This window comes from Actinomycetospora chibensis, assembly GCF_028737215.1.
Taxonomy (GTDB): Bacteria; Actinomycetota; Actinomycetes; order Mycobacteriales; family Pseudonocardiaceae; genus Actinomycetospora; species Actinomycetospora chibensis.
The window spans coordinates 43,081-68,708 of sequence record NZ_JAQZAM010000011.1; the positions used below are offsets into that span (position 1 = coordinate 43,081).

A 25,628-nucleotide genomic window follows, 5' to 3' on the forward strand; every position below is an offset into this window, starting at 1 on the left:
GACCGGCTCAGGTGAGGGCGCCGAGCACCGCGCGGTAGGCCTCGGCGGCGGGGCCGATGAGGCCGGCGGGGGCGGTCTCGTCGGTGACATGGGCCTGCTCGGGCTCACCGGGGCCGAAGACGATCGTGTCCGCACCGCCGAGGGCGGACGCCAGCACGCTCGCGTCGGTGAAATAGGTGGCGTAGCTCGGCGTCCCGCCCCCGAGCAGCTCGACCGTCCGCGCGACCCGGGCCGGGTCGGTGTCGATCAGCGGCAGCTCGACGAGGCGCTCGGTCTCGACGGGGGAGCCCGCGAGCCCGACCGTCGTGGCCTCGGCGGCGTCGGCCGTGTCGCCGGGGACCAGACGCAGGTCGACGGTGAGCGCGGCCCGGTCCGGCACGACGTTGGGCTGGACGCCGGCGCGCATCATCCCGACGTTCGCCGTGGTCGCGCCGTGCGTCGGGCTCGTCGGCCACCCGTCGTGCTCGTGGATCCGCACCGCGGCACGGGCCAGGTCGACCAGCGCGTTGTGGCCGAGGTCGGGCCGCGAGCCGTGCGCCGGAATGCCGCGGGCCCGCAGCACCAGCCACAGCACGCCCTTGTGGCCGAGGACGACGCGGTTCGAGGTCGGCTCGGCGACGAGCAGCGTCCCGGACGGGGTCAGCGCGTCGGCCGGGATCTCGCGGGCGCCCTCGCAGCCGGTCTCCTCGCCGAACGTCAGGACGACCTGCACGCCGCGCCCGCCCGCGCGGACGTGCTCGGCGGCCGCGACGACGGCCGCGGCGACGCCCGCCTTCATGTCGCTGCTCCCCCGCCCGCGCAGCCGCCCGTCGACGACGTCGCCGGCGAGCGGGTCGAACGACCACACGGCCTCGTCGGCGGGCACGGTGTCGAGGTGCCCGGTGAGCGTCACGGGCGTCTCGTCGCCGTGGCGCGCGACGACGTTCGCCCGCCCCGGCCGGGTCTCGTGGACCGCGACGGACAGCCCGGCGTCGGAGAGGTGCCCGGCGAGCAGTGCCGCGGCCGCGCTCTCGCCACCGCCCCGGGTGTCGAGACGGACCAGTTCGCAGGCCAGGTCGACGGCGGCGTCCGTGCGACTCATGGGGTGCCTCCAGCGGGGATCAGAGCGGGTCGTCCCGCCCCATGTCCTCGTGCCCGTCCACGATCGCGGAGAGCACGTAGGTCAGCGCCGCACCGAGGCCCGCGACCAGCGCGATCCACCACGGTCCCGGCGACGGCGGCAGGCTCGTCAGGACGGCGGGCACGGGCGCCCCGGGAGCCCCGGCCGTGCCGAGCGCCCGCGGGTCGACGAGCACCGGCACCGGCGAGGCCGCCCACGCGAGCAGCCCACCCACCCGGCCGGCGAGGACGGCGCCCACCAGCGATCCCACGGCGGCGGCCACGAGCAGCACCGGGCCGCGGCGGTGCCGGCGCCGCCAGGCCACCGCGCCCGCGATGACCCCGAACGACGCGACGAGCAGGACGTGGATCGCGACGGCGTCGAAGGCGTGGTCGGCCTCCCCCGACGGCGAGCCCGTCCCCGCGCCGGGCAGCGCCACCGTGTGCACGACGGGCGCCAGCAACGCCCACAGCGCACCGAGCGGGAGCCCGATCACGACGAGGATCGCGGCGTAGCGCAGCGCTCCCGGGAGATCTCCGCGCAGCTCGGTCCGCTCGAGCCGGCCCGTCGGCTCGAGCGGCAGGAAGTCGTCGTCCACGGTCATGGTCGAGCTCCGCTCCGCTGCGTCTCCCGTGTCGCCGGTCGTCATGCGAAGCCGTTCGTCCCCGCCGACTCCCCGTGCCGGCTGCACCGTGCGGTCCACCCGACGGGGTCGACCTGCACGACCATCCGCCGCGCGCACACCGGACAGTGCCGCGGCGGGTCGACGGTGGCGAGCCGTCGCTCGCATGCGGCGTGGTCGCCCTCGGCGCGAGCGCCCCCGCACCAGGCGCAGAAGGGCGCTGCCCCGGCGTCGGCGGCGGGCGGCTCCACGACGGCGCTCACAACGTGTCGTTCAGGGCCTTGATCGGCATCTTGAGGGTCTCGAGCATGTCGAGGTCCTGCTCGGCCGGGCGCCCGAGGTTGGTCAGGTAGTTGCCGACGATGATCGCGTTGACCCCGCCGAGCATCCCCTGCTCGGCGCCGAGGTCGCCGAGGGTCAGCTCCCGGCCGCCGGCGAAGCGCAGCACGGTGCGCGGCAGGGCGAGGCGGAACGCGGCGACGGTCATCAGCGCGTCGGCACCCTGGGGCACCTCGAGGTGCGCGAACGGGGTGCCCGGGTTCGGGATCAGGAAGTTGAGCGGCACCTCGTCGGGCTCGAGCGCCGCGAGCTGCACCGCGAACTCCGCGCGCTGCGCCAGCGTTTCGCCCATGCCCACGATCCCGCCGCAGCAGACCTCCATGCCGGCCGCACGCACCATCTGCAGGGTCTCCCAGCGCTCCTCCCAGGAGTGCGTGGTGACCACCTCGGGGAAGTGCGAGCGAGCGGTCTCGAGGTTGTGGTTGTAGCGGTGCACACCCATGGCGGCGAGCTCGTTCACCTGGTCCTGGGTCAGCATCCCCAGCGAGCAGGCGACGTTGATGTCGACCTCGGCGCGGATCGCGGCGATGCCGGCGCGCACCTGCTCCATGAGCTTCGCGTCGGGGCCGCGGACCGCGGCGACGATGCAGAACTCGGTGGCCCCGGTCTTGGCGGTCTGCTTGGCCGCCTCGACCAGCCGGTCCTTGTCCAGCCACGCCGCGCGCACCGGGGACTCGAAGAGCCCCGACTGCGAGCAGAAGTGGCAGTCCTCGGGGCAGCCGCCGGTCTTGAGCGACACGATGCCCTCGACCTCGACCTCCGGCCCGCACCAGCGCATGCGGACGTCGTGGGCGAGCTTCAACGCGTCGGAGAGGCGCTCGGTCGGCAGCGACAGGACGGCCAGGACCTGGTCCTCGGTGAGGCCCACCCCCCGCTCGAGCACCTGCTCGCGGGCGACGGCGAGCACGTCCCCGCCCGTCTCCTCACCGGTCCCGCCGGTCCCGCCGGTCTCCACGGCCGTCACGCAGGGCTCCCTTCGTCGGACACGGTGTCGCGGGACGTCCGTGCCGCCGCGGCCGCGATCATGACCATGATCGCACCGCACCGCCGTGCCCGTCCCGCGCCGCAGTGTGCCTCACGATGCTCCGGACGGGGACCACCCACCACCGAGGACGGGACCGATCCCACACCTCGCCGCGGCGAGCAGACCCTCCCGGTCGACCCCGCCCAGACCGGCGGGCAGGACCCCGAGCAGCGGTGCCCCGGTGACCCGCGGCAGGTCCTCGAGATTGGTTCGCTCGGCGAGGTCGGGCTCGGCCGGATAGGCGCCGACGACGACCCCGGCCAGCGGGATCCCGCGGCGGGCGAGGGCCTCGGCCGTCAGGGCCGCGGTGTTGAGCACCCCGAGCCCGGCGCTCGCGACGAGGAGGACGGGCGCGTCGAGACCCGCGGCGACGTCGGCGAGGGTCTCGTTCAGGTCGTTGAACCGCACGAGCAGGCCGCCGGCGCCCTCGACGATGACGAGGTCGGCGTCCAGCTCCCCCACCGCGTCCACGACCTGCGCCGCCATCATCGGCGTCGCACCGGCCCGCCGGGCGGCGGTGGCCGGGGCGAGCGGCTCGGGGTAGCGGGCGAGCTCGAGGGTGTCGACGGGCCCGGCGAGGCGCACGACCTCGGCCAGGTCGCCGTCGTCGGTGGGCCCGACCCCGGTCTGCGCCGGCTTCACCACCGTGACCCGCTCGCCCGCGGCGCGGGCCAGGGCGGCGATCGCGGCGACGACCACGGTCTTGCCGACGTCGGTGCCCGTGCCGGTGACGATCAGGGTCCGCACGCCGCGGGAGCCTAGGTGCAGGCCCGGCGGTGAGGGGTCAGACGGTGCTCAGCACCCGGACCGCGCGCCGGCCGGCGTCGTCGTGCAGGGCGGCGCAGGCGCAGAACGGCCGCACGTGGGAGAGCAGGTCGCCGTCGCGTGCCGACGCCCTGCGCGGGCCGATGACCTCGGAGAACAGGGTATCGCCCGGGCGGGCGCGGATCTCCAGGGTGAGGCCGGCCGACTCGGGGTCGCTGCCGCGGCAGGCCAGCACGGCCGCCTCGTGCACGGCGAGCACCGCGGCGCGGACGGCGTCGCCCTCCAGCCCGGCCCGGCCCGCGACGTCGGCGACGCGGCGGCGCACCTCGGCCAGGTCCTCCGTCCCGTCGACCTCGAGCCGTGCCGCCACCGTCCCCCAGAGCGCGGCCGGCGTCGGGCTGGCCGTGGCGGGCGGGCGGTAGTCGGCGTTGTCGGCGGGGCCCGCCGTCGTCGCGAGCAGCGGGTGGGTGCGCCGGGCGACCGCGAGCAGGTCGGGGTCGAGGTCGCGCCGGCAGCAGCAGATCAGCGTCAGGGGCAGGTCGCCGAGCACGAGGTTCAGCGCGTCCTCGCCGAACCCGCAGTCCGGCGCCGACATCGTCGACGGGTACTGGCCCAGCACCGTCGTGCGCCGGTCCGGGCGGGCCCAGCGCCGCACGGTGGCGAGGAAGCCCGCCGCCGACGGCGGGAGCATCGACGACGGCGGCGGGAACGTGACGCGCTCGGCGTCGTCGCCCAGGGCCTCGCGGAAGCCGCGCACGGTGCGGCGGTCGACGGCGAGGTAGACGTCGTCGCCGGCCTCCAGGGCCCGCCGCACCTCGTCGACGGCGCCGGCGACGAGGTCCTCGGGCCCGTCGTGGAGCAGCCCGAGGTGGACGAGCCCGGGGCCCGTCATCGCGCGTCCTCGCTCTCGCGCACGGTCACCGGTCGCCCGACCGCGTCGAAGAGCCTGCGCAGGAACCGCGGCCCGCCGTGCAGCACCATCTGCTGGCCGTCCGGGGCCGAGCGCGCCGCGAGCATCAGGATCTGCGCGCAGGAGACGTCCATGAAGTCGATCGCGGAGAGGTCGACGTGGAGGTCGGTGCACTCGTCGCTCGACTCGCCGCGCCGGCGGGCGGCGCGCAGCGCCCCGTGCACCGCGGCGCCGAAGCGGCGGGCGACGTGGGCGTCGACGTCACCACGCGGGCTCCAGACCCCGGAGTCGTCCGCGGTCGCCGACCAGAACCCGTCGACGACGTCGCGGTGGTGGACGGCGACGGTCTCCCAGACCGAGGTCTCGCTCTCCAGGGGCACGCTGAGCTGGCAGAGCAGCCGCACCGGCCACTGCTGCGCGAGGAGGTCGAACCCGGCCTCCCAGGTGACGTACTCCGAGACGAGCGCCGGGTCGTCGGCCATGGGGAGCTCGGGGCTCTCCTGGGTCATGGCGATCGTGGGCCACTGGTCGTCGAGGGCCCGCTCGACCTCGCCGCGGTAGAGCCCGAGCACCCCGTCCGCGGTGCCGCCCGAGCGCTCGATGGCGGTCGGGATGTCGAGGAACTCCATCTGCCCGGAGACGAGCGCGTCGCGCGCACCGCGCGGGCCCGCCGGTCCGGTGAGCCAGTGCTGGTCGGGCCGGCGGCCGTCGGGCAGCCAGCCCTTGTAGAAGACCTTCGAGCCGTGCGCGAGCTCCCGCTCGACCCAGGACGCGGTGCCCCGCCGTCCCTGGTCGACGGCGTCGGCGACGTTGAGTGTGTGGCGGGAGGCCGGGACGTCGAGGTCGGGGCGCACGCGCAGCGGTGCGGTCACGCGTCCTCCCCTGGTGCCCGGTGCTCGCCCGAGAGGGTACCGCGTCGCCACGGTGCGTGACGAGTCGATCGACGCTCGGTGGTGCCCGGTGCGGCCGGTCGGAGCGACGTCAGCGGCCGGATGCGACCGGCCCCAGGACCTTGTGGAGCACCTGGTCGACGAGCGCGAGATCGTCCCCGGTGAGGTCGGCCCGGGCCGTGAGCCGCAGCCGCGAGGTGCCCGGGGGTACCGACGGCGGCCGGAAGCAGCCGGCGCGCAGGCCGTGCTCGGCGCAGGCCGCGGCGGCGGTGAGGGCCACGACCGGGTCGCCGAGGACGACGGGCACCATCGCCGCGGTGGGCGCCGGCACGTCGACGCCGGGTGCCGCCGCCCGGGCGGACGCCGCCACCGACGCCGCCGCCGCGTGCAGCGCCGCGACCCGCTCGGGCTCGGCGCGCACGATCCCGAGGGCCGCGAGCGCCGCGCCCACGGCGGCCGGGGCGAGGCCCGTGTCGAAGATGAACGGGCGGGCGGCGTCCACGAGGTGCTCGGTGACGGCGCGGGCGCCCAGCACCACGCCGCCCTGGCTGCCGAGCGACTTCGACAGCGTGGCGGTCAGCACGACGTCGGGGGCGCCGGCGAGGCCCGCCTCGGCGAGCGTGCCGCTCCCGCCCGGCCCGCGGACGCCCAGCCCGTGGGCGTCGTCGACGAACAGCACGGCGTCGCGTTCGCGGCAGACGGCGTAGAGCTCCGCGAGCGGCGCGATGGCCCCGTCGACGCTGTCGACGCCGTCGACGACCACCAGCGCGCGGGCCTCGTGGCGCGCGGCGAGCACGGCGTCGACGGCCGCGGGATCGGCGCACCGGGCCACCTCGACCCGCGCCCGGGAGAGCCGCGCGGCGTCGACGAGCGAGGCGTGGGCGGCGACGTCGGAGACGACGAGCGCCCCGCGCCCGCTCAGCGCGGTGACCGCACCGAGGTTGGCGGTGTAGCCCGACGAGAACACCAGCGCCGCCTCGCTACCGGTGAAGGCGGCGAGGGCGTCCTCGAGGTCGGTGTGCAGCCGCGTGGTGCCGGTGACGAGGCGCGAGCCGGTCGACCCGGCGCCCCACGTCCGCAGCGCCGTGGCGGCGGCCTCGACGACGCGGGGGTCGCGGGCCAGGCCGAGGTAGTCGTTCGAGGCGAGGTCGACCACGGGGTCGACGGCCTCCCGCGGGCGCAGGGTCCGCCGCAGCCCGGCCTCCGCGCGCGCCGCCGCCGTCTCCTCCAGCCACGCGCCCAGCCAGCTCACGGCCGCCACCCTATGTCGCTACGTGTCAGACGGGGTCCGGTGTCGGGGCGGCCGGGAAGGCCGCGGTGGCGGGGTCGCCCGGGGTGCCCGCCGCGCCGGCGCCCAGGCGGTCCCGCGACGCGGGGACGAAGCGGGCGCCGTCGAGCACGGACATGCGCGCCGTGGCGATGTCGAAGTACAGCCCGACCAGCCGCACCCGGCCGTCGGCGAGAGCACGGGCGACGGCGGGGTGCCGCGCGAGGCGGTCGAGCTGGACCGCAACGTTGACCATCGCCAGCTGGTCGACGTCCGAGGCCCCGCGGGCCGCGGCCGACACCGCCACCGGGTGGCCGGCGCGCCACCGGTCGATGCTCTCGTCGGCACCGTCGAGCCACCGCCCGAGCACGCCGTTGCCGCCGGTGCCGTGCAGGGCCGCGGTCATCGCGCCGCAGCCGGAGTGCCCGCACACCACCAGCGTCGGCACCTCGAGCGCGTCGAGCGCGTACTCCACCGACGCGCCCACCGAGGCGTCGGCGCCGGTGCCGACCGGCGCGAGGTTGCCGACGTTGCGGACGGTGAACAGGTCGCCGGGCCCGCTCGAGGTGAGCACGTTGGGCACGACCCGCGAGTCCGAGCAGGTCAGGAACAGCGCGTACGGGGACTGGCCGTCGGCGAGGTCCGACAGGTACGGCGCGACGAGGCCCGCGGCGCGGCGGTGGTACTCGCGGAGACCGGTGAGGATCGGGTCGTCGGGGTCGTCGCCCGCGTCGAGGGCATGACCGTGACCGCCGTGCCCTCCGCCCGTCGCCTCGTGCCCCGCCTGCCACATCGCCCACGGGCTCAGGAACCGTGGGACGGGCCCGGGCCGCCGGGCACCCGGGCCACCGGACGACGCCGCGCGCCGGTCGAGCAGGCCCATCGACCCGACCTCGTCGACGCGGACGTGCCCGCCGCCCCGCTCGTGTCGCTCGATCCACTCCGCGAGGTGGTCGTAGGCGGCGTGGTCGAGGTAGTCGGTGACGAGGTCGACGACCACGGGCGCCCCAGCGGGCACCTGGCCCAGCCGGCGGGCCAGGCGCGGGATCGACGGGAAGCACAGCGCGCCCTCGACGACGACGTGCCAGGGGTGCTCGCCGCGGTCGTCGGCATCCGCGGCCGCCGGCTCCTGGACCTCGATCGACGCCCACACGACGCGGCGCAGCACCAGCAGCAGCGCGAGCGCCAGCCCGGCGATGACGCCGGTGAGCAGGTCGGCGACCACGACCCCGAGGATCGTCACGACGTACACCGGCAGCTCGCCGTGGCGGTGCAGCTCGCGCATGTGGGCGAGCTTCACCAGGCGCGCGCCGATCACCACGAGCAGCCCGGCGAGCACGGCCATCGGGATCTGCTGGACGAGCCCGAGCAGCGCCACCGAGAAGACCACGATCCAGACGCCGTGCAGGATTGCCGACGCGCGGCTCTTCGCCCCCGTCGCGACGTTCGTCGAGCTGCGGACGATGACACCCGTGATCGGCAGGCCCCCGAGCAGGCCGGAGAGCGTGTTGCCGGCCCCCTGGCCGATGAGCTCGCGGTCGAGGTCGGACCTCGCCCCGGCGTGCATCCGGTCGACGGCGACGGCCGAGAGCAGGCTCTCGACGCTGGCGATGATCGCGATGGTCAGGACGCCCACCGCGAACGCGCCCCACCGCCCGTCGGGCAGCACCGGCGGGGTGATCGCCTCGAGCAGCGAGCCGCCGATCTCGACGCGCTCGACGGGCATCGCGAACAGCCCGGCCGCGGCGGTGACGAGGACGACGGCGAGCAGCGGCGCGGGGATGCCGCGCACCCAGCCGGGCAGGCTCCTCGGCAGCCGCGGCCAGATCAGCAGGATCGCGATGACGGCGAGGCCGAGGGTGGTCGCCGGGCCGTGCAGGGAGATCAGCTGCCCGGGCAGTTCGAGGACTCCTGCGATCGCGTCGTCCTGCTGCTCGCCGCCGAGGACGACGTGCAGCTGACCGAGCACGATCGTCACGCCGATGCCCGCGAGCATCCCGTGCACCACGGCCGGGGAGATCGCGAGCGCCGCACGGCCGGTGCGCGTCAGGCCGAACAGCACCTGCAGCAGCCCCGCCGCCACGGTGATCGCGCAGGTCACGCCCCAACCGAAGCGACCCACGAGGTCGGCGACGACGACCGTGAGGCCCGCCGCGGGTCCGCTGACCTGCAGCGGGGAGCCGCCGAGGGCGCCGGCGACGAGACCGCCGACGGCGGCGGCGATCAGCCCTGCGGTCAGCGGGGCGTCCGAGGCCACCGCGATGCCCAGCGAGAGCGGCACGGCGACGAGGAAGACGACGAGTGAGGCGGGGAGGTCGGCACGCAGGTTCGAGCGCAGGTTCGAGCGCAGCCTCTCGCGCCGGGAGGGGGTGTCCCGCTCGGGGACGGTGGTCGCTCCGGTGGTCATGGGTCCTCCGTCGGGGGGCCGTGGACCGGCCCGGCGGGGGTGATCTGTGTCGATCACCTCCGGGCTCGGGGCGCGCTCGCGAATCCGGGGAACGGTGTTCACCCGGAGTCACCGGCCGGGCGTCGTCGCCGCGGGCCGGAGGCGCTGCGCTCACTGTGCCCTACCGGCCGCCGCACCCGGTCCGCCCGCGAAGTTGATCGTTACGTTGCGTTCCGATCAGACCCTTCGAGGCGGTACCGCGAGTCCCTCGTCCGAGTGTGACCCGGCTCCGAGAAGGACTTCTCGCGCTGATCATGCACGGTCGGTCCGTGCTGGCCCGAGCGGCTCGCTACGCCGGGAGGGTGAAGTTGGACGAATCGGACGAGAAGGACGAGCGTGTCGTGCCGCCTCATCGCCGCCTCATCGCCGTCTCACACCGACGTCACGCTGCGTTCACCTCGGCGCTCAGCCGGCACGGGCCGCGGCGACCATCGCCTCCCCGATGCGCAGGACGTCGTCGGCCGGCGTGACGTAGGGCGGCATGGCGTAGACGAGGTCGCGGAAGGGGCGAAGCCACACCCCGACGCCCTCGGCCGCGGCCTGGGCGGCGGGCACGTCGACGGGGTGGTCGAGCTGGACGACGCCGATCCCGCCGAGCACCCGCACGTCGCGCACGCCCGGCAGCTCGCGGGCCGGAGCGAGCGCCTCCCGCAGGCCGGCCCCGAGGCCCGCGACCTCGCCCGCCCAGTCCCGGCGCAGCAGCTCGTCCACGCTCGCGGCGGCCACGGTGGCGGCCAGCGGGTTCGCCATGAAGGTGGGGCCGTGCATGAGGCCGCCGGCCTCCCCCTCGCTCACGGCCGTGGCCACGGCGGAGGTACAGAGCGCGGCGGCCATCGTCAGGTAGCCGCCGGTGAGGGCCTTGCCCACGCACATCACGTCCGGCGCGACGCCGGCCTGCTCAGCGGCGAACAGCGTGCCGGTGCGCCCGAAGCCGGTGGCGATCTCGTCGAACACCAGCACCAGGTCGTGGGCGTCGGCGATCTCGCGCAGCGTGCGCAGGTGCCGCGGGTCGTGGAAGCGCATGCCGCCCGCGCCCTGCACGACGGGCTCGACGACGATGCCCGCCAGCTCGCCGGCGTGGGCCTCCGCGACGGCACGGAGGTGCTCGTCGTAGGCGGGCTCGAAGACCGTCGGCGGACGGTCGGCGAACACCTGCCGCGGCAGGAACCCGCTCCAGGCGGCGTGCATCCCGCCCTCGGGGTCGCACACGCTCATCGCGGCGAAGGTGTCGCCGTGGTAGCCGCCGCGCCAGGTCATCATGCGCGTCCGGTCGGGGCGCCCGCGGGCCCGCTGGTACTGCAGGCACATCTTGATCGCGACCTCGATCGACACCGAGCCCGAGTCGGCGAGGAACACGTGCTGCAGCGGCTCGGGAGTGATCGCGACGAGCCGCTCGGCGATCGCGACGCCGGGGTCGTGCGTGAGCCCGCCGAACATCACGTGGCTCATCGACCCCGTCGCGCGGACCACGGCGTCGTCGAGCGCGGGGTGCCGGTACCCGTGCACCGAGGCCCACCACGACGACATGCCGTCCACCAGCTCGCGGCCGTCGTCGAGGGTGAGCCGCACGCCCTGCGCCGACCGGACGACCAGCGGGTCGCTCCGCCCGGGCATGGGGCCGTAGGGGTGCCAGACGTGGGCCCGGTCGAGGTCCCGCAGGGACGCGGCGGGGACTGGGCCAGAGGTGACCGGCGACGTCATCCGCGCACCGTAACGGCGAGCCCTAGGATCAGCGGGATGTCGACCGCCGGAGGGAGCGAGCCCGAGGAGCGGCCCGACCCGTTCTCGCGGCGTCGCGAGGTCGCGGCCACCAGCGCGCGTTCCCTGCTGATGACGGTGCTCGGCGAGATCGTGCTGCCCGCCGGCCGGCCCGTGTGGACCCAGACCGTCGTGGACGTCCTCGGCCTCGTCGGGGTCGAGGAGAAGTCCGCCCGCCAGGCCCTCGCCCGCACGGCGGCGGACGGGATGCTCACCTCGGAACGGGTCGGGCGGCGGGTCCGGTGGGACCTCTCCCCCTGGGGCCACGGGCTGCTCACCGAGGGCGCGGCCCGCATCTACGCGCACGGACGGGCCCGCCCGGCGTGGGACGGGCGCTGGCTGGTGGTCGTCGCCAGCGTCCCCGAGCAGCAGCGCGCCCGCCGCCACCGGCTGCGCACCCGCCTGGCGTGGGCCGGTCTGGGGTCACCGGCCGCGGGGATGTGGGTCTCGACGGACACCGGGCGGCTCGCCGAGGTCCGCGAGGTCCTCGCCGAGATCGATCCGGCCGACGCCCACGTGATCACCGGCGAGTACGAGGGCGGGCTGTCCTCCACCGAGCTCGCGGCGCGCGCCTGGGACCTGGGCGAACTCGCGGCCCGCTACGAGGACTTCGTCGCCCGCTTCGCCGACCTCTCCCCCGCCACCGACGCCGAGACCCTCGCCGCGCAGGTGCGCCTCGTCGACGCCTGGCGCCGGTTCCCGTTCCTCGACCCCGGGCTCCCGGACGATCTCCTGCCCGACGCCTGGGTGGGCCACCGCGCCGCCGAGGTCTTCCACGGCAGGCACGCCGAATGGGCCCCGGGCGCGCTGCGCGCAGCCGGGGCCCTCGGCCTGGAGTGCCCGTCCGCTACTGAATCCAGATCGTCTTCGCGTTGACGAACGACTGGGGCCCGAAGCTCGCGAGCTCGCGGCCGTAGCCGGAGTTCTTCGCCCCGCCGAACGGCACCTCGGGCGTCGACTCGGTGACCTTGTTGATGTAGACCATGCCCGATTCGACCTGGGTCGCGAACTTGATCTTCTCGTCCTCGTCCTCGGTCCAGGCGCTGCCGCCCAGCCCGAAGTCCGAGTCGTTCGCGATCCGGATCGCGTCGTCGGCGTCCTGGGCGCGGAAGACGAGCGCCACCGGCCCGAACAGCTCCTCGCGGTAGGCGCGGGCGTCCTTCGGGATGTCGGCCAGCACCGTCGCCGGGTAGTAGTTCCCCGGGCCGCCGTGCGGCTTGCCGCCGGTGAGGAGGCGAGCACCGGCGCCCACGCTGTCCTGCACCTGCGAGTCGAGGTCCTCGACGCCCTGGGCCTGGGACATCGGACCGAGATCGGTGTTCTCGTCCATGGGGTCGCCCATCGTGAGCGACTCCATCTTCTGCACCAGCTTCTGCGTGAACTCGTCGGCGATCTGCTCGTGGACGATGAACCGCTTCGCGTTGATGCAGGACTGGCCGTTGTTGAGCATCCGGCTCGACACCGCGGCGGCGACGGTGGAGTCCATGTCCGCCGACGGCATCACGATGAACGGGTCGCTCCCGCCGAGCTCGAGGACGCTCGTCTTGACGTTCTGGCTCGCGCGTGCGCCGACCTCACGCCCGGCGGGCTCGCTGCCGGTCAGCGTGACGGCGCGGACGCGGTCGTCGTCGATGATGCCCTCGATGACGGACGAGCCGACGAGCAGCGTCTGGAACGCGCCGTCGGGGAAGCCCGCGCGGGTCAGGACGTCCTCGATGGCGAGCGCGACCTGGGGAACGTTCGAGGCGTGCTTGAGCAGGCCGACGTTGCCCGCCATGAGCGCCGGGGCCGCGAAGCGCAGCACCTGCCAGTACGGGAAGTTCCACGGCATGACGGCGAGCACCGGCCCGAGCGGCTGGTAGCGCGTGAAGATGCGGGCGTGCTCCGGGGCGGAGGCCGGCTTCGGCCACTCGACGTCGGCGAGGTCCTCCTCGGCGTGGTCGGCGTACCAGCGACACCCGAGCGCGCACTTCGTCACCTCGGCCTTGGCCGCGGCGAACGTCTTGCCCATCTCCAGCGTGGCGAGCTCGGCCAGCCGCTCGTTCTCCGCATCGAAGATGTCGGCGGCGGCACGCAGCCAGCCGGCGCGCTGCTCGAACGTCGTGTCGCGGTAGGTCTGGAACGCGTCCCACGCGCGCTGGAGCTTCTCCTCCAGCTGCTCGGACGTGAGGGCGTCGAACTCCTTGACGGTCTCCCCCGTGGCGGGGTTCGTCGTTGCGATGGCCATGTCCTCGATTACCCCGCTCGCCCCGCCGGGCAATCCCCGACGGTCCGGACCTCAACGACCTCCGGTGCCGCCGGCCGTCGTTCCGCACGGGCCAGGGCCAGCGCGAGCACCGCGGCGACCACGCCGGCGGCCGTGAGGAGCAGCCAGCCGTCGCGCACCAGCCCGAGCTCCTCGGGACGCCCGGTGGTGCGGGTGCCGATCACCGACACCAGCAGCGCGACCCCGAGCACCGAGCCGACCTGGCGGGCGGTGTTGATGAGCGACGAGCCGCTGCCCCACCGGTGCGCGGGCAGCGCCGACCCGACCACCGACGACAGCGTCGGCAGCATGAGCCCGACCCCGACCCCGGTCGCGATCTGGCCGGGGAGCATCCCTCCCCAGTACTTGGACAGCGCGTAGTCGGGCTCGACGCCGAGGTGCAGCGCCCACCAGGCCGGCCCCGCGGCGAAGAACAGCCCGCCGACGGCCGCGACGGGCCCGATCCCGAACCGCCCGGTGAGCCGGCCCGACAGGCGCGCGACCCCCACGACCACCAGCGGACCCACCGCCAGCGCGAGCCCGGCGACCGGCGCCGACCAGCCCCACGTGCCGGTCAGGTAGAGGACGTTGACGACGAGCATGCCGGCGAAGCCGGTGGTGAACGCGACCATCGTGAGGGCGGCGAGCCCGACCACCGGGGTGCGGACGACGGTGAGGTCGATCGCCGGGACCGGGTGCCGACGCGAGCGCGCGACCACCCCGGCGAGCCCGAGCACGGCCACCGCCAGCCCCACGATCACGGGCACCGACGCCCAACCGAGGTCGGGCGCGCGGACCAGCGCGTAGGCCAGCGCGCCCACCCCGACGACGAGCCCGACCGCGCCGAGGACGTCGGGCCGGCCGGCGCCTTCGATGACGTTGTCCGGCAGCACCCGGAACCCCGCCACCAGGGCGACCAGCCCGACCGGCACGTTGACGAGGAAGACCCAGTGCCAGGACGCTTCGACGAGGAGGCCGCCGAGCGGGGGCCCGAGCGCGGCGGCGACCGCACCGATCGAGGCCCACGCCCCGACCGCGTACCCGCGGCGCTCGGCGGGGTAGGCCGCGAGCAGCAGGGACAGCGACGTCGGCGTGACGAGCGCGGCGCCGAGGGCCTGTACCGCCCGCGCGGCGACGAGCAGGGCGACCGACGGGGCGATCGCGCAGGCGATCGAGGCGGCCGTGAACACCGCGAGCCCGACGAGGAAGACGCGGCGGTGCCCGGCACGGTCGGCCAGGCGCCCGGCGAGGGCGAGGAAGGCCGCGAACACCACCGTGTAGCCGTTGAGGACCCACGAGATGTCGCCGAGGTCGGCGCCCGGGAAGTCGGCCCGGATGTCGGGGAAGGCGATGTTGACGATGAACAGGTCGAGGCTCGAGAGGAAGGCCGCGGCCGACGTGATGAGCAGGACGGTGCGCGGTGACGGGGTCATCGGTCCCCGATCGCGGCGTCGACGAGGCGTCCGGCGAGGTCGACGGCGGCGTCCGCCCCGACCCGCCCGTCCAGGCGCCGCCGGTAGGCGGCCTGCAGGAACAGGCCGTCGACGATCAGCCACAGCTCCTCGGTGAGACGGTCGGGGTCGGCGACGTCGAGGGCCGCGACCTGCGCGGCGAGTTCCTCGCGGGTGGCGGCGAGGAAGTCGCGGGCGACAGCGGCCGGCGTGGGGGCGGCGTCGTCACCGGCGTCGTCACCGGCGTCGGCAGTACCCCTCTCGGCCGTGCCCGTCTCGTCCGGGAACTCCGCGAGGTAGTTGCGGAACGCGCACCCGCGGAACCGGGGGTGCTGCACCAGCGTGGCGACCTCGGCGACGGTCGCGATCAGCTGCGAGCGGGCGTCGCCGTCCGCCGACTCCCGGGCCCGGCGGGCGCCGGCGAGCCGGAACTCCTGCGCGCGCAGCAGGTAGGCCGCGACGAGGTCGGACTTCGTCGGAAAGTGCGAGTAGAGCAGGTTCTTGCCGGTGCCGGCCTCGGTGATGATCTGGTTCATCCCGACGGCCCGGACGCCGCGGGAGTAGAACAGCCGCGACGCGGTGGTGAGGATGCGCTCCCGGGTGCCGGGTGCGGGCGTCCGTGCCACGGCGGCTCCTTCCCTCCTGCGGGACCGCGCGGTCCCGGACCGACCGGTCCCCCAAGGTAGGACAGTACACGCTCCCGGGGCGAGCGCGGTCAGACGCGGTGGGGCGGGGTGTCCAGTCCGGGATAGACGCGGCGCGCATGCTCGCCGAGCACGCCCGCGGTCAGCTCGTCGCCCAGGCCGAGCTCGCGGATCGCCGCGATGTTGCGGGCCGGGTCGGCCGACGGCGCGTCCGTGCCGAACACCGACTTGGCGGCGACGCGGTCGAACCCGAAGCGCTCGTAGTACCCGGGCAGCTTGCGCGGGGGCAGGCCGGCGAGGTCGAGCCACACGTTCTCGCGGGTGAGCGCGAGCGACGCCGCGGCGTCGTAGCTCCAGCCCCGCCCGCCGTGGGCGAGCACGAGCGTGAGGTCCGGGAAGTCGCGCAGCACGTCGTCGAGGATCACGGGGTCGCCGTAGCGCGCCGTGGCGCCGGGGAACGTCGACGGCCCGGTGTGCACGATCACCGGCACGCCGCGTTCGACGCACCGCGCGTAGGCCGGGTAGAGCTGCGGGTCGTTCGGGGCGATGCCGGCGTGCACGGGGTGCACCTTGAGCGCGACCGCCCCGAGGTCGAGCTGGCGATCGACCTCACGGCCGACCGGGTGGTGGACGTGCGGGTTGACGTTGGCGACGATCCGGAAGCGCTCGGCGTCCGCGTCGACCAGCGGGAGCATGTCCTCGATCGTCTGCCACCCGGTGGCCTTCGGCGAGTACTCGCAGAACAGCAGCACGCGGTCGACGCCGGCCGCGGCGAACAGCCCCGAGACCTTCTCCGGGATCGCGGCGCCCTCGCTGTCGTAGGCGGCCGCCCACGCGTCCGTGTCGCCCGCGGGGCCGATCCACTGCTCCCACGGCACCTTCAGCCGCGCGAGGTGGGCGACGTGGACGTGGGCGTCGACGATCACGGGCTCATCTTGCCCTGCGGGCGTGGGCGCGCTCGCCCGTGCTCTCGGAACGGAGTCAGGGGAGCACGCCGACAGGGCTAGTCGAAGAGGTCCGGGTCCGTCCGGACGACCTCGTCCCACAGCGGCTGGAACGAGAACCAGCCGGCGTAGGCGGTGCCGGTCTGCTCGGCGGAGAACTTCGCGTTCGCGTGGTCGATCTGCGTCGGCGTCCCGGCGGCCTCGGCCATGAGCTGGGCCTGGCAGTTGCGCTCGGTGTTGATGAACCACCACGCGGCCTCGGCCACCGTCTGCCCGACGGCGAAGATCCCGTGATTCTGGTGGAAGACCATCTTGCGGCCGGTCAGGCCCGTGGCGAGCGCGCGTCCGACCTCGGGGTCGAGGACGACGGCTCCGCGTCCCTCGGTGACGACGCCGTGGTTCTCGTAGAGCGTGCAGGCGTCCTGGGTGATCGGGTCGAGCGGGCGGGCCAGCGACGACCACGCCTTGCCGTACACCGAGTGCGCGTGCGCGGCGGCCACGACCTCCGGGTGCGCGTGGTGCACCGCGGAGTGGATGACGAAGCCGGCCTGGTTGACCGGCCTGGAGCCGTGCACGATGTCGCCCTCGTGGTTCACCGCGATGAGGTCCGAGACGCGGATGTGCCGGAAGCTCATCCCGAACGGGTTGACCCAGAACATGTGCGGGTCCTCGGGATCGCGGACCGTGATGTGGCCGGCGATCCCCTCCCCGAACCCGAAGCGCCCGAAGATGCGGAACGCGCCCGCGAGCTGCTGCTTGCGATGCAGCCGCTCCTCGGCGCTCGTCGCGAACGTCGGCGGCTGCGGCATCGTGATGCCCTCCTGCGAGGGCTTGAAAGCAGACATCTCGTTGTCGGTGCTGCGGTCCTGCGTGGGGGCGGCCATGCCTTCGACCGTGCGCCGCGCTCCCGGCCCGGGTCAAGGCCCGATGCTTGTCGAATGCTCACGAGCGGGCCACGCTTCCCGACGTGACCGCAGCAGGACGGCCCTCGGTCTACGACGCCGTGGGCGGCGAGGACGCGTTCCTCGCCCTCGCCCGGGCGCACCACCGGCGCTGCCTCGCCGACCCCGAGCTCGAGCACCCGTTCTCGGGGCCCGACCAGCACCCGCAGCACGTCGAACGGCTCGCGGCGTACTGGGCGGAGGTGCTCGGCGGCCCCGCGCGCTACTCCCGGGGGTGTGCCGACCAGACCCACGTGCTGTGGCTGCACAGCGGCAACGGGGAGATCGACGACCTCGGGCGCCGCTTCCTCGCATGCTTCCTGCTGGCGCTCGACGACGCCGGCGTGCCCGACGACCCCGAGCTGCGGGCGTGCCTGCGCGCCTACATGGAGTGGGCCGTGGCCGACGTCCTCGCGTACTCACCGCCCGGCGCCGAGGTCCCGGCGGGAGCGGCGATGCCGCGGTGGACCTGGGACGGGCTCTCCGCGTGACCTCGGTGCGACCCTCCGCGTGACCCTCAGCCGCCCGCGGTCTCCCACAGCCCGATGACGTTGTCCTCGGTGTCGCGGAAGTACGCGGCGAAGCCCATCTCACCGACCGGCTGCTTCCCCTGCACCACCGTGCCGCCGTACTCGGCGACCCGCGCGAGGGTCTCGTCGATGTCGCCGACGTCGACGACGAGCACCGGGCTGCGAGGGGTGTCCGGACCCCGCTGGAACATCCCGCCGTTGATGAACCCGGACTCCTCCGGCTCCCCGGTCTCGGTGACCGGGCCGCTCATCGCGATGGTGTAGTCCATCCCGGGCATGTCCTGCAGCGTCCACCGGAAGATCGCACCGTAGAACGCCCGCGCGCGGTCACCGTCGTCGAACGGGACCTCGAAATGGACCACCCGACCGCTCATGACCGGCTCCTCCCACCGTAGGTCAGCGTGCTCAGCCCAGACAGCGTGGACCGAGCAGGGCCTTCAGGTCACCCATGAGGGCGCCGGAGTTCTGGACCTTCAGCCCGTCGTCGAGACGCAGCACGTGACTCGCCCCGTTGGCGGCCATCAGCGTCAGGTGCACCTCGCTCGGTCCCGGGTGGGCGACGAGGACCTCCTTGAGCTTGCCGACCCGCTCCGGGGTGCAGCGCGCGCTCTCCAGGACGACCTTGACCGGCGCCCCGCCGACACCACCGGAGAGATCGGGCACCGCGAGGTCCTCGACGAACAGGCTGACGCGGTCGTCCCGCTTGTTGACCTTGCCCTTGACCAGCACGATCGCGTCCTCGGCGACGTCGATCGAGACCGCGGCGTAGGTGCGCGGGAAGAACAGCACCTCGATGCCGCCGGCGAGATCCTCGATCTGCGCCGACGCCCAGGGCTCGCCCTTCTTGTTCACCCGGCGCGTGACGGTGGCGAGGATGCCGCCGACCGTGACCGTCGCGCCCTCGGCGACGTCGCCCTCGAGGATCTTCGTGATCGCGGTGTCGGCCCGGCTCGCGAGGACCTGCTCGAGGCCGTTGAGGGGGTGCCCCGACACGTAGAGGCCGAGCATCTCCCGCTCGAGGGCGAGGCGGTGCTTGGGCTCCCACTCGCCCTCGGGGACCTTGACGTCGAACATGCCCGTGGTGTCGACGGTGTCCTCGTCCGGGCCGTCGAAGCTGCCGAAGAGGTCGAACTGGCCGTCGGCCTCCGCCTTCTTCGTGGTCATCACGGCGTCGACGGCCTCGGCGTGCACCAGGGCGAGGCCCTTGCGCGGGTGGCCCAGCGAGTCGAAGGCGCCGGCCTTGATCAGCGACTCGACCGTCTTCTTGTTGCAGACCTGCTGGGGGACCTTGCGCAGGAAGTCGGAGAAGTCGGAGAAGGGACCCTTCTCCCGGCGGGACGTGACGATCGCGTCGACGACGTTGGTCCCGACGTTGCGGATCGCGCCGAGGCCGAAGCGGATGTCGGTGCCGACCGGGGCGAAGTTGAGCACCGACTCGTTGACGTCGGGCGGCAGCACCGTGATGCCCATCTTGCGGCACTCGGCGAGGTAGATCGCCGCCTTGTCCTTGTCGTCGCGGACGCTGGTGAGCACCGCGGCCATGTACTCGGCGGGGTAGTTGGCCTTGAGGTACGCCGTCCAGTACGACACGACGCCGTAGGCCGCGGAGTGCGCGCGGTTGAACGCGTAGTCGGAGAACGGCAGCAGGATGTCCCACAGCGTCTTGATCGCCGCGGCCGAGTAGCCGTTGTCCTTCATGCCCTGGGCGAAACCCTCGTACTCCTTGTCGAGGATCTCCTTCTTCTTCTTGCCCATGGCGCGACGCAGCAGGTCGGCCTTGCCCAGCGAGTAGCCCGCGAGCACCTGGGCGATCGCCATGACCTGTTCCTGGTAGACGATCAGGCCGTAGGTCTCGCCGAGGACCTCCTTGAGGGGCTCGGCGAGCTCCGGGTGGATCGGCGTGACCTCCTGGCGCCCGTTCTTGCGGTCGGCGTAGTCGTTGTGGGCGTTGGCGCCCATCGGACCGGGCCGGTACAGCGCGCCGACGGCCGAGATGTCGTCGAACTCGGTGGGGGCCATGCGGCGCAGGAGGTCGCGCATCGGCCCGCCGTCGAGCTGGAACACCCCGAGCGTCTCGCCGCGGGACAGCAGTTCGTAGGTGGCCTTGTCGTCGAGCCCGAGGTTGTCGAGGTCGAGCGCTTCCTTGCCGTTGAGCGTGATGTTGTTGAGCGCGTCGTCGATGATCGTGAGGTTGCGCAGGCCCAGGAAGTCCATCTTCAGCAGGCCGAGGGTCTCGCAGACCCCCATGTCGAACTGCGTGATGATGGCGCCGTCGGCCTCGCGCCGCTGGATCGGGATGACGTCGATCAGCGGTTCCTTGGACATGATCACGCCGGCCGCGTGCACGCCCCACTGCCGCTTGAGGCCCTCGAGGTCCTTGGCGGTGTCGACGATCTCCTTGACCTGCGCGTCGGACTCGTAGAGGGCCCGCATCTCGGCGGCCTCGGAGTAGCGCTTGTGGCTGGGGTCGAACACGCCGGAGAGCGGGATGTCCTTGCCCATGACCGCGGGCGGCATCGACTTCGTGATGCGGTCGGCCACGGCGTAGCCCGGCTGCCCGAAGAGCACGCGCGCGGAGTCCTTGATCGCGGCCTTCGCCTTGATCGTGGAGTACGTGATGATCTGCGCGATCTTCTCCTCGCCGTACTTCTCGGTGACGTAGCGGATCATCTCGCCGCGCCGGCGCTCGTCGAAGTCCATGTCGATGTCGGGCATGGAGACGCGCTCGGGGTTGAGGAACCGCTCGAAGATCAGCTTGTGGTGGATCGGGTCGAGATCGGTGATGCCGAGGACGAACGCGACGAGGCTGCCCGCCGCCGATCCGCGGCCGGGGCCGACGCGCAGGTTGACCGAGCGGGCGTAGTTGAGCAGGTCGGCCGTCACCAGGAAGTAGCCCGGGTAGCCCATCTGCATGATGACCGAGACCTCGTACTCGGCCTGCTTGCGATAGTTCTCCGGGACGCCGTTCGGGAACCGCCAGTGCAGGCCCCGCTCGACCTCCTTGACCAGCCAGGAGCCCTCGGTCTCGCCCTCGGGCACCGGCGCCACCGGCTGCAGGTCGCGACCCTCGGTGAACTCGACGTGCACCCGCTCGGCGATGGCCAGGGTGTTGTCGCACGCCTCCGGGAAGACCCCGTCCCACTGCGCGCGCATCTCCTGCGCGCTCTTGAGGTAGAAGTCCTGCGCGTCGAACCGGAAACGGTTCGGGTCGTTCATCGTCTTGCCGGTCTGGACGCAGAGCAGCACCTCGTGCGGCTTGGCGTCCTTGGCGTACGTGTAGTGCAGGTCGTTCGTCGCGAGACCCGGCAGGTCGAGCTTCTTCTTGAGGTCGTAGAGGTCGTCGCGGACCCGGCGCTCGATCTCGATGCCGTGGTCCATGAGCTCGCAGAAGAAGTTCTCCGCGCCGAAGATGTCGCGGTAGTCGCTGGCGGCCTGGCAGGCGCCGTCGAAGTCGTCCTGCTGCAGGTAGCGCGCCACCTCGCCCGACGGGCAGCCCGTCGTCGCGATGATCCCCTTGCCGTAGGTCTCGAGCAGCTCGCGATCCATGCGGGGCTTGTAGTAGTACCCCTCGAGGCTGGCGAGGCTCGAGAGCCGGAAGAGGTTGTGCATCCCCTCCGTGTTCTCGGCCAGCAGCGTCATGTGGGTGTACATCTGGCCCGGGTTGTCGTCCGAGATGACCTGGCCGCCGAGCGTGGCCCGCTTGCGCTCGTGACGGCTGCCGGGCGCGAGGTAGCCCTCCATGCCGATGATCGGCTTGACCCCGTGCGCCTTCGACTTCTTCCAGAACTCGTAGGCGCCGAAGGTGTTGCCGTGGTCGGTCATCGCCAGCGCCGGCATGCCCATGCGCGCGGCCTCGGCGAACAGGTCGTCCAGGCGCGCAGCACCGTCGAGCATGGAGAACTCGGTGTGCGTGTGCAGGTGAACGAACGAGTCGCCGGTCACGTCGCGGGACCTCCAGGAGCGCCGGGAACGGGGTGCCGTCGAGGGGGTCCCGGGAGGCGGGACGGGGTCGGCGGGATGGGCCCCAGCCTATCCGCGCCCCCCGACAGCGACGCCCCTCCCCGAGCCGTCCGCCCGTCCGCGCTGCTCACCTCCCGGGGCCCGGCGTGTCGCCCGGATCCGGGCGGGTCCCACGTGTCACAGCGGCCCCAGGGCACGTCGGTGGACGTCGTCGGCGGCGCTGAGGAGGTCGATCCGCACGGGGTCGCGCACCGGGGCCTGCGCGACGACCGCGGCCAGCAGCCAGAGGCGGGCGACGAGGACGTCGAGCGGTGTCCGGAGGAAGTGCTCGCGGGCCGCCTCCGCGGCCGCCGGGCCCAGCATCCGCGCGGCGTCCGACACGACCGGCGCCGTCCCGCCCAGGTGCTCGCCGACCCAGGCGACGGCCCGGCGGACCAGGTCGGGGTCCGAGTGCCGCCGCCGTGCCTTGAGGAGCCACGACGCGACGACCAGGTCGATCAGGGTCCGGTCGCCCGACGACGGGCGGGCCTCGTCCCGGCGCGTGCCCGCGACGAACCGGCGGGCGACCCCGGGGTCACGCCGCTCGACGGTCTCCGCGACCACGGCCCGGATGCGGTCCTGGAGCACCTCGAGGGGCTCCGGGTCGTCGTCGAGCTCGTCCCAGGGGTCGTCGTCGTCGAGCTCGTCCCAGGGGTCGTCATCCTCCTCGAGGTCGTCCTCGCAGCCGTCGGCGTCCGGGACGATCCCGTCCACGGGCGTCGCGACCCGGTCGACGCCGACCCGGGGGAACCGGGACGTCGCGGGCGTGACGCCGGCGGGCCCGTGGCCACCTCGTCTCGGCCGCGCCATCGCCTCCCGGCGCCTCCGGCGCGCCACCACCGCCGCTCGCCGCTGCCCGTCACGCCTGCCCATCGCTCCTCCTCGGGGTCGTCCCGTCGACGAGCATGCGCCCGACCCCCGACAACGCAGGGGCGCGCGGATCGGGAGAGCGCTGCGGGTCTCGTCGGCGCTCTACGGGCGCGCGACAGGCACGTTCGGCAGCCGGGGAGGCCAGTCGATCATGCGCAGCGTGCCCCTCGGCACGCGGCGACGGCCTGCACGAGATCAGCAGACGGAGAGAGACCCGGAATCGCCGGTCGACATGCCTTTCGACCTGCGGATCTCCCGCGACTGCCGAGCGCCGCCGCGAACAGAGGTCACGAGTGCGCCATCGACCTCGTCGGCGCCCACGAGGTGCACCACGCGCCCGTGATCTCCGGCCACCGCCCGAGGGGCGCGCGACAGGCACGTTCGGCAGCCGGCGAGGCCGGTCGATCATGCGCAGCGTGCCCCTCGGCACGCAGCGACGGCCTGCGCGGGAGATCACGAGCGCGCTGTAGACCTTCTCGGCCGCGCGGGACCCGGACGTCACCAGGCCGGGCGCGCGAGGCCCTCAGAGCAGCCCCGCCCCCACGAGCGCCGCGCGCACGACCTCGCGCTCGTGCTCGTCGGCCTCGACCATCGGCAGGCGCAGGCCGCCGACGGGCCGACCGAGGAGGTCGAGGGCCGCCTTGACCGGGATCGGGTTGGTGGTGACACCCAGGGCGTCGAACAGCGGCTTGAGCGAGGCCTCGATCTCGGCGCGCTGGTCGGGCTCGTCGACCATGCGGCGCATGGCGGGCCCGACGACGTGGCTCGCGACGAGGATCCCGCCGCATCCGCCCATCTCGAGCACCGAGCCGAACAGGTCGTCGTTGCCGGCGTAGATTCCCAGGCCCTCGACGGGCGCGAGGTTGGCGTTGTTGGCCTGCTTGACGTAGTCGATCCGCTCGATCTGGGCGAGCTCGGCGAGCAGGCCGTTGGGCAGGTCGACCACGCACCGCGAGGGGATGTTGTAGAGCACGACGGGCTTGTCGGTGGCCCGGGCGACCTCGCCGAAGTGCGCGAGCATGCCCCGCCGGTTCGGCTTGTTGTAGTACGGCGTCACCGAGAGGATCGCGTCGGCGCCCGCCGCGGTGGCCCGCTCGGTCATCTCACACGCGTGGCGGGTGTCGTTGGAGCCGGTGGAGGCGACCACGGTGGCCCCGGCCGGGCGGTGCTCGACGGCCAGCTCGACGAGGCGCAGGTGCTCCTCGGTGGACAGCGTCGACGCCTCGCCGGTGGTCCCGCACACCACGAGCCCGTCGGTGCCGTTCGCGTACAGGTGGCCCATCAGGTCGACGAAGGCCGACTCGTCGACCGAACCGTCGCGGGCGAACGGGGTCACGATGGCGGTGAGGACGGCGCCGAGGGTCATGGCTTTCAGGTTGCCTGACCGGCCCACCCGCGGTCTACGCCGGGTCCGGCCCGTCGACGTTCACGGTGGGCGGGCCCTCGCCGGCACGCCCGATGACGGCGGTCGACCGCTCGCCCGTGGGGTTCGACTCGCGGTGCACCGTGTGGGGCGGCACGCGCAGGAAGTCGCCGGGTCCGGCCTCGACGACGTCGCCGCCGTCGGGGCCGAACTCCAGACGCATCGCACCGCGCACCACGTACAGGCTGGTCTCGTGGTCGCCGTGGTGGTGCCAGCCCGACGCGGCGCCGGGCTCGGTGTGCACGAGCCCGGCCCACAACGCCTCGGTCGAGAACGCCACCTCGCGGCGCATCCCCGGCGTCGGGTCGCCCTCGGCCAGCTGGTCGCCGCGGAAGACCTCGACGGGTTCGCTGCTCACGCGAGCAACGATGTCAGACGCAACCGGAATCAGACGAAGCCAGGATCAGACGAAGCCAGGATCAGACGAGACCGAGCTTCTGCACGGCCTCGCGCTCCTCGGCCAGCTCGTTCACCGAGGCGTCGATGCGCTCGCGGGAGAAGTCGCTGATGTCGAGGCCCTGGACGATCTCGAACTTCCCGTTCGACGCCGTCACCGGGAACGACGACACGAGGCCCTCGGGCACGCCGTAGGAGCCGTCGGAGACGATCGCCGCCGAGGTCCAGTCGTTCGGCCTGGTGCCGTTGACCCAGGTGTGGACGTGGTCGATCGCGGCGGCGGCGGCCGAGGCGGCCGACGAGGCGCCGCGGACCTCGATGATTTCGGCGCCGCGCTTGGCCACCCGCGGGATGAACTCGTCGGTCAGCCAGCTCCGGTCGACCTGGTCGCCGATCGGCTTGCCGTCGATCTCGGCGTAGGTGACATCGGGGTACTGGGTGGCCGAGTGGTTGCCCCAGATGGTCATCTTGGAGACCGAGCCGACGCGAACGCCGAACTTCGTCGCCAGCTGGCCGACGGCACGGTTGTGGTCCAGGCGCGTCATCGCGGTGAAACGGTCGGCCGGGACGTCGGAGTTCGCGCGCGCGATGAGGGCGTTGGTGTTCGCCGGGTTGCCGACGACGAGGACCCTGACGTCGTCCGCAGCGCCGTTGAGCGCCTCGCCCTGCGGCTTGAAGATGCCGCCGTTGGCCTCGAGGAGGTCGGCGCGCTCCATGCCCTTGCTGCGCGGGCGGGCGCCGACCAGCAGGCCGACGTTGGTGCCCTCGAACGCCTTCGAGGCGTCGTCGAAGACGTCGATCCCGTCGAGGAGCTCGAAGGCGCTGTCGTTGAGCTCGAGCGCGGTGCCCTCGGCGGCCTTCACGGCGTCCGGGATCTCCAGCAGCCGCAGCCGGACCGGCACACCCTCCCCCAGCAGGTCGCCGGCGGCGATGCGGAAGAGCAGCGCGTAGCCGATCTGTCCGGCCGCGCCGGTGACGGTGACGTTGACGGGGGTGGGCGCCATCGGAGCTCCTGCTCGGTCGTCGAGGTCGGTCGCGGCGGAGCCTCGCATGCCCGGCGAGGGC

The 25,628-nt window shown here is 73.8% G+C and carries 23 protein-coding genes; 2 read left to right on the forward strand and 21 right to left on the reverse strand.

Annotated features, from left to right (window positions below; all coding sequences use genetic code 11):
* Nucleotides 1–7: 7 nt before the first annotated feature.
* The 10 genes from PH189_RS17685 to PH189_RS17730 all read right to left on the reverse strand — a co-directional run bounded on the left by PH189_RS17685 (nt 8) and on the right by PH189_RS17730 (nt 11,063).
* A complete protein-coding gene (locus PH189_RS17685) occupies nt 8–1,081 on the reverse strand; it encodes a M20 family metallopeptidase (protein WP_274190137.1) in 1,074 nt (357 codons plus the stop codon).
* 19 nt (nt 1,082–1,100) lie between these two features.
* Complete coding sequence (locus tag PH189_RS17690; protein WP_274190138.1) at nt 1,101–1,703, reverse strand: DUF2567 domain-containing protein; 603 nt, start codon at nt 1,701–1,703, stop codon at nt 1,101–1,103.
* 41 nt (nt 1,704–1,744) lie between these two features.
* Nucleotides 1,745–1,984: a biotin synthase auxiliary protein BsaP gene (gene bsaP, locus PH189_RS17695; RefSeq protein WP_274190139.1), complete on the reverse strand. Its 240-nt coding sequence runs from the start codon at nt 1,982–1,984 to the stop codon at nt 1,745–1,747.
* Nucleotides 1,981–3,024 (reverse strand): biotin synthase BioB, encoded by a 1,044-nt coding sequence (bioB, locus tag PH189_RS17700; RefSeq protein WP_274190140.1) that lies wholly within the window; start codon nt 3,022–3,024, stop codon nt 1,981–1,983. The genes bsaP and bioB overlap by 4 nt, the downstream gene beginning before the upstream one ends.
* Before the next feature lie 111 nt (nt 3,025–3,135).
* Nucleotides 3,136–3,831: a dethiobiotin synthase gene (gene bioD / locus PH189_RS17705; RefSeq protein ID WP_274190141.1), complete on the reverse strand. Its 696-nt coding sequence runs from the start codon at nt 3,829–3,831 to the stop codon at nt 3,136–3,138.
* Between the two features lie 37 nt (nt 3,832–3,868).
* Nucleotides 3,869–4,741: an MEDS domain-containing protein gene (locus PH189_RS17710; RefSeq protein ID WP_274190142.1), complete on the reverse strand. Its 873-nt coding sequence runs from the start codon at nt 4,739–4,741 to the stop codon at nt 3,869–3,871.
* A complete protein-coding gene (locus PH189_RS17715) occupies nt 4,738–5,631 on the reverse strand; it encodes an STAS domain-containing protein (protein WP_274190143.1) in 894 nt (297 codons plus the stop codon). The genes PH189_RS17710 and PH189_RS17715 overlap by 4 nt, the downstream gene beginning before the upstream one ends.
* 109 nt (nt 5,632–5,740) lie before the next feature.
* Complete coding sequence (locus PH189_RS17720; protein ID WP_420791498.1) at nt 5,741–6,901, reverse strand: 8-amino-7-oxononanoate synthase; 1,161 nt, start codon at nt 6,899–6,901, stop codon at nt 5,741–5,743.
* Nucleotides 6,902–6,926: 25 nt separating this feature from the next.
* Nucleotides 6,927–9,323, reverse strand: coding sequence for a bifunctional SulP family inorganic anion transporter/carbonic anhydrase (locus PH189_RS17725; protein ID WP_274190144.1), 2,397 nt, complete (start codon nt 9,321–9,323; stop codon nt 6,927–6,929).
* A 444-nt stretch (nt 9,324–9,767) separates the two neighbouring features.
* Nucleotides 9,768–11,063, reverse strand: coding sequence for an adenosylmethionine--8-amino-7-oxononanoate transaminase (locus tag PH189_RS17730; protein ID WP_274190145.1), 1,296 nt, complete (start codon nt 11,061–11,063; stop codon nt 9,768–9,770).
* A gap of 36 nt (nt 11,064–11,099) precedes the next feature.
* On the opposite strand from PH189_RS17730, the gene PH189_RS17735 reads away from it, so the two are divergent.
* Nucleotides 11,100–11,996: a PaaX family transcriptional regulator gene (locus PH189_RS17735; RefSeq protein ID WP_274190146.1), complete on the forward strand. Its 897-nt coding sequence runs from the start codon at nt 11,100–11,102 to the stop codon at nt 11,994–11,996.
* Here the strand turns inward: PH189_RS17735 and PH189_RS17740 are convergent.
* From PH189_RS17740 to PH189_RS17760, 5 genes are all read right to left on the reverse strand, one after another.
* Entirely contained in the window at nt 11,968–13,347 is a 1,380-nt protein-coding gene (locus tag PH189_RS17740; protein ID WP_274190147.1) for an NAD-dependent succinate-semialdehyde dehydrogenase, read from the reverse strand. The two genes, PH189_RS17735 and PH189_RS17740, sit on opposite strands and share 29 nt — an antisense overlap.
* A gap of 8 nt (nt 13,348–13,355) precedes the next feature.
* Nucleotides 13,356–14,798, reverse strand: coding sequence for a DHA2 family efflux MFS transporter permease subunit (locus PH189_RS17745; protein WP_274190148.1), 1,443 nt, complete (start codon nt 14,796–14,798; stop codon nt 13,356–13,358).
* The gene (locus PH189_RS17750) at nt 14,795–15,442 is read right to left on the reverse strand and encodes a TetR/AcrR family transcriptional regulator (protein ID WP_274190149.1); all 648 of its coding nucleotides are present in this window, start codon (nt 15,440–15,442) and stop codon (nt 14,795–14,797) included. The genes PH189_RS17745 and PH189_RS17750 overlap by 4 nt, the downstream gene beginning before the upstream one ends.
* 89 nt (nt 15,443–15,531) lie before the next feature.
* Nucleotides 15,532–16,386: an amidohydrolase family protein gene (locus PH189_RS17755; RefSeq protein ID WP_274190150.1), complete on the reverse strand. Its 855-nt coding sequence runs from the start codon at nt 16,384–16,386 to the stop codon at nt 15,532–15,534.
* Between the two features lie 77 nt (nt 16,387–16,463).
* Nucleotides 16,464–17,288 (reverse strand): class II aldolase/adducin family protein, encoded by an 825-nt coding sequence (locus PH189_RS17760; protein ID WP_274190151.1) that lies wholly within the window; start codon nt 17,286–17,288, stop codon nt 16,464–16,466.
* A gap of 83 nt (nt 17,289–17,371) precedes the next feature.
* Here PH189_RS17760 and PH189_RS17765 point away from each other — a divergent pair, with 83 nt between their 5' ends.
* Complete coding sequence (locus PH189_RS17765; RefSeq protein ID WP_274190152.1) at nt 17,372–17,836, forward strand: group II truncated hemoglobin; 465 nt, start codon at nt 17,372–17,374, stop codon at nt 17,834–17,836.
* 26 nt (nt 17,837–17,862) lie between these two features.
* Here PH189_RS17765 and PH189_RS17770 read toward each other — a convergent pair whose 3' ends face one another.
* The 6 genes from PH189_RS17770 to PH189_RS17795 all read right to left on the reverse strand — a co-directional run bounded on the left by PH189_RS17770 (nt 17,863) and on the right by PH189_RS17795 (nt 25,567).
* Complete coding sequence (locus PH189_RS17770; RefSeq protein ID WP_274190153.1) at nt 17,863–18,249, reverse strand: VOC family protein; 387 nt, start codon at nt 18,247–18,249, stop codon at nt 17,863–17,865.
* A gap of 31 nt (nt 18,250–18,280) precedes the next feature.
* Nucleotides 18,281–21,817, reverse strand: coding sequence for a DNA polymerase III subunit alpha (gene dnaE / locus PH189_RS17775; protein WP_274190154.1), 3,537 nt, complete (start codon nt 21,815–21,817; stop codon nt 18,281–18,283).
* Nucleotides 21,818–22,012: 195 nt separating this feature from the next.
* Nucleotides 22,013–22,747 (reverse strand): hypothetical protein, encoded by a 735-nt coding sequence (locus PH189_RS17780; protein ID WP_274190155.1) that lies wholly within the window; start codon nt 22,745–22,747, stop codon nt 22,013–22,015.
* A 520-nt stretch (nt 22,748–23,267) separates the two neighbouring features.
* Entirely contained in the window at nt 23,268–24,110 is an 843-nt protein-coding gene (gene dapA, locus PH189_RS17785; RefSeq protein WP_274190156.1) for a 4-hydroxy-tetrahydrodipicolinate synthase, read from the reverse strand.
* Nucleotides 24,111–24,144: 34 nt separating this feature from the next.
* Nucleotides 24,145–24,525, reverse strand: a complete 381-nt coding sequence (locus PH189_RS17790; RefSeq protein ID WP_274190157.1) for a cupin domain-containing protein — start codon at nt 24,523–24,525, stop codon at nt 24,145–24,147.
* Nucleotides 24,526–24,586: 61 nt separating this feature from the next.
* Nucleotides 24,587–25,567 carry a malate dehydrogenase gene (locus tag PH189_RS17795; RefSeq protein ID WP_274190158.1) on the reverse strand — a complete coding sequence of 327 codons (981 nt, stop codon included), beginning with the start codon at nt 25,565–25,567 and terminating at the stop codon, nt 24,587–24,589.
* Between the last annotated feature and the right edge of the window lie 61 nt (nt 25,568–25,628).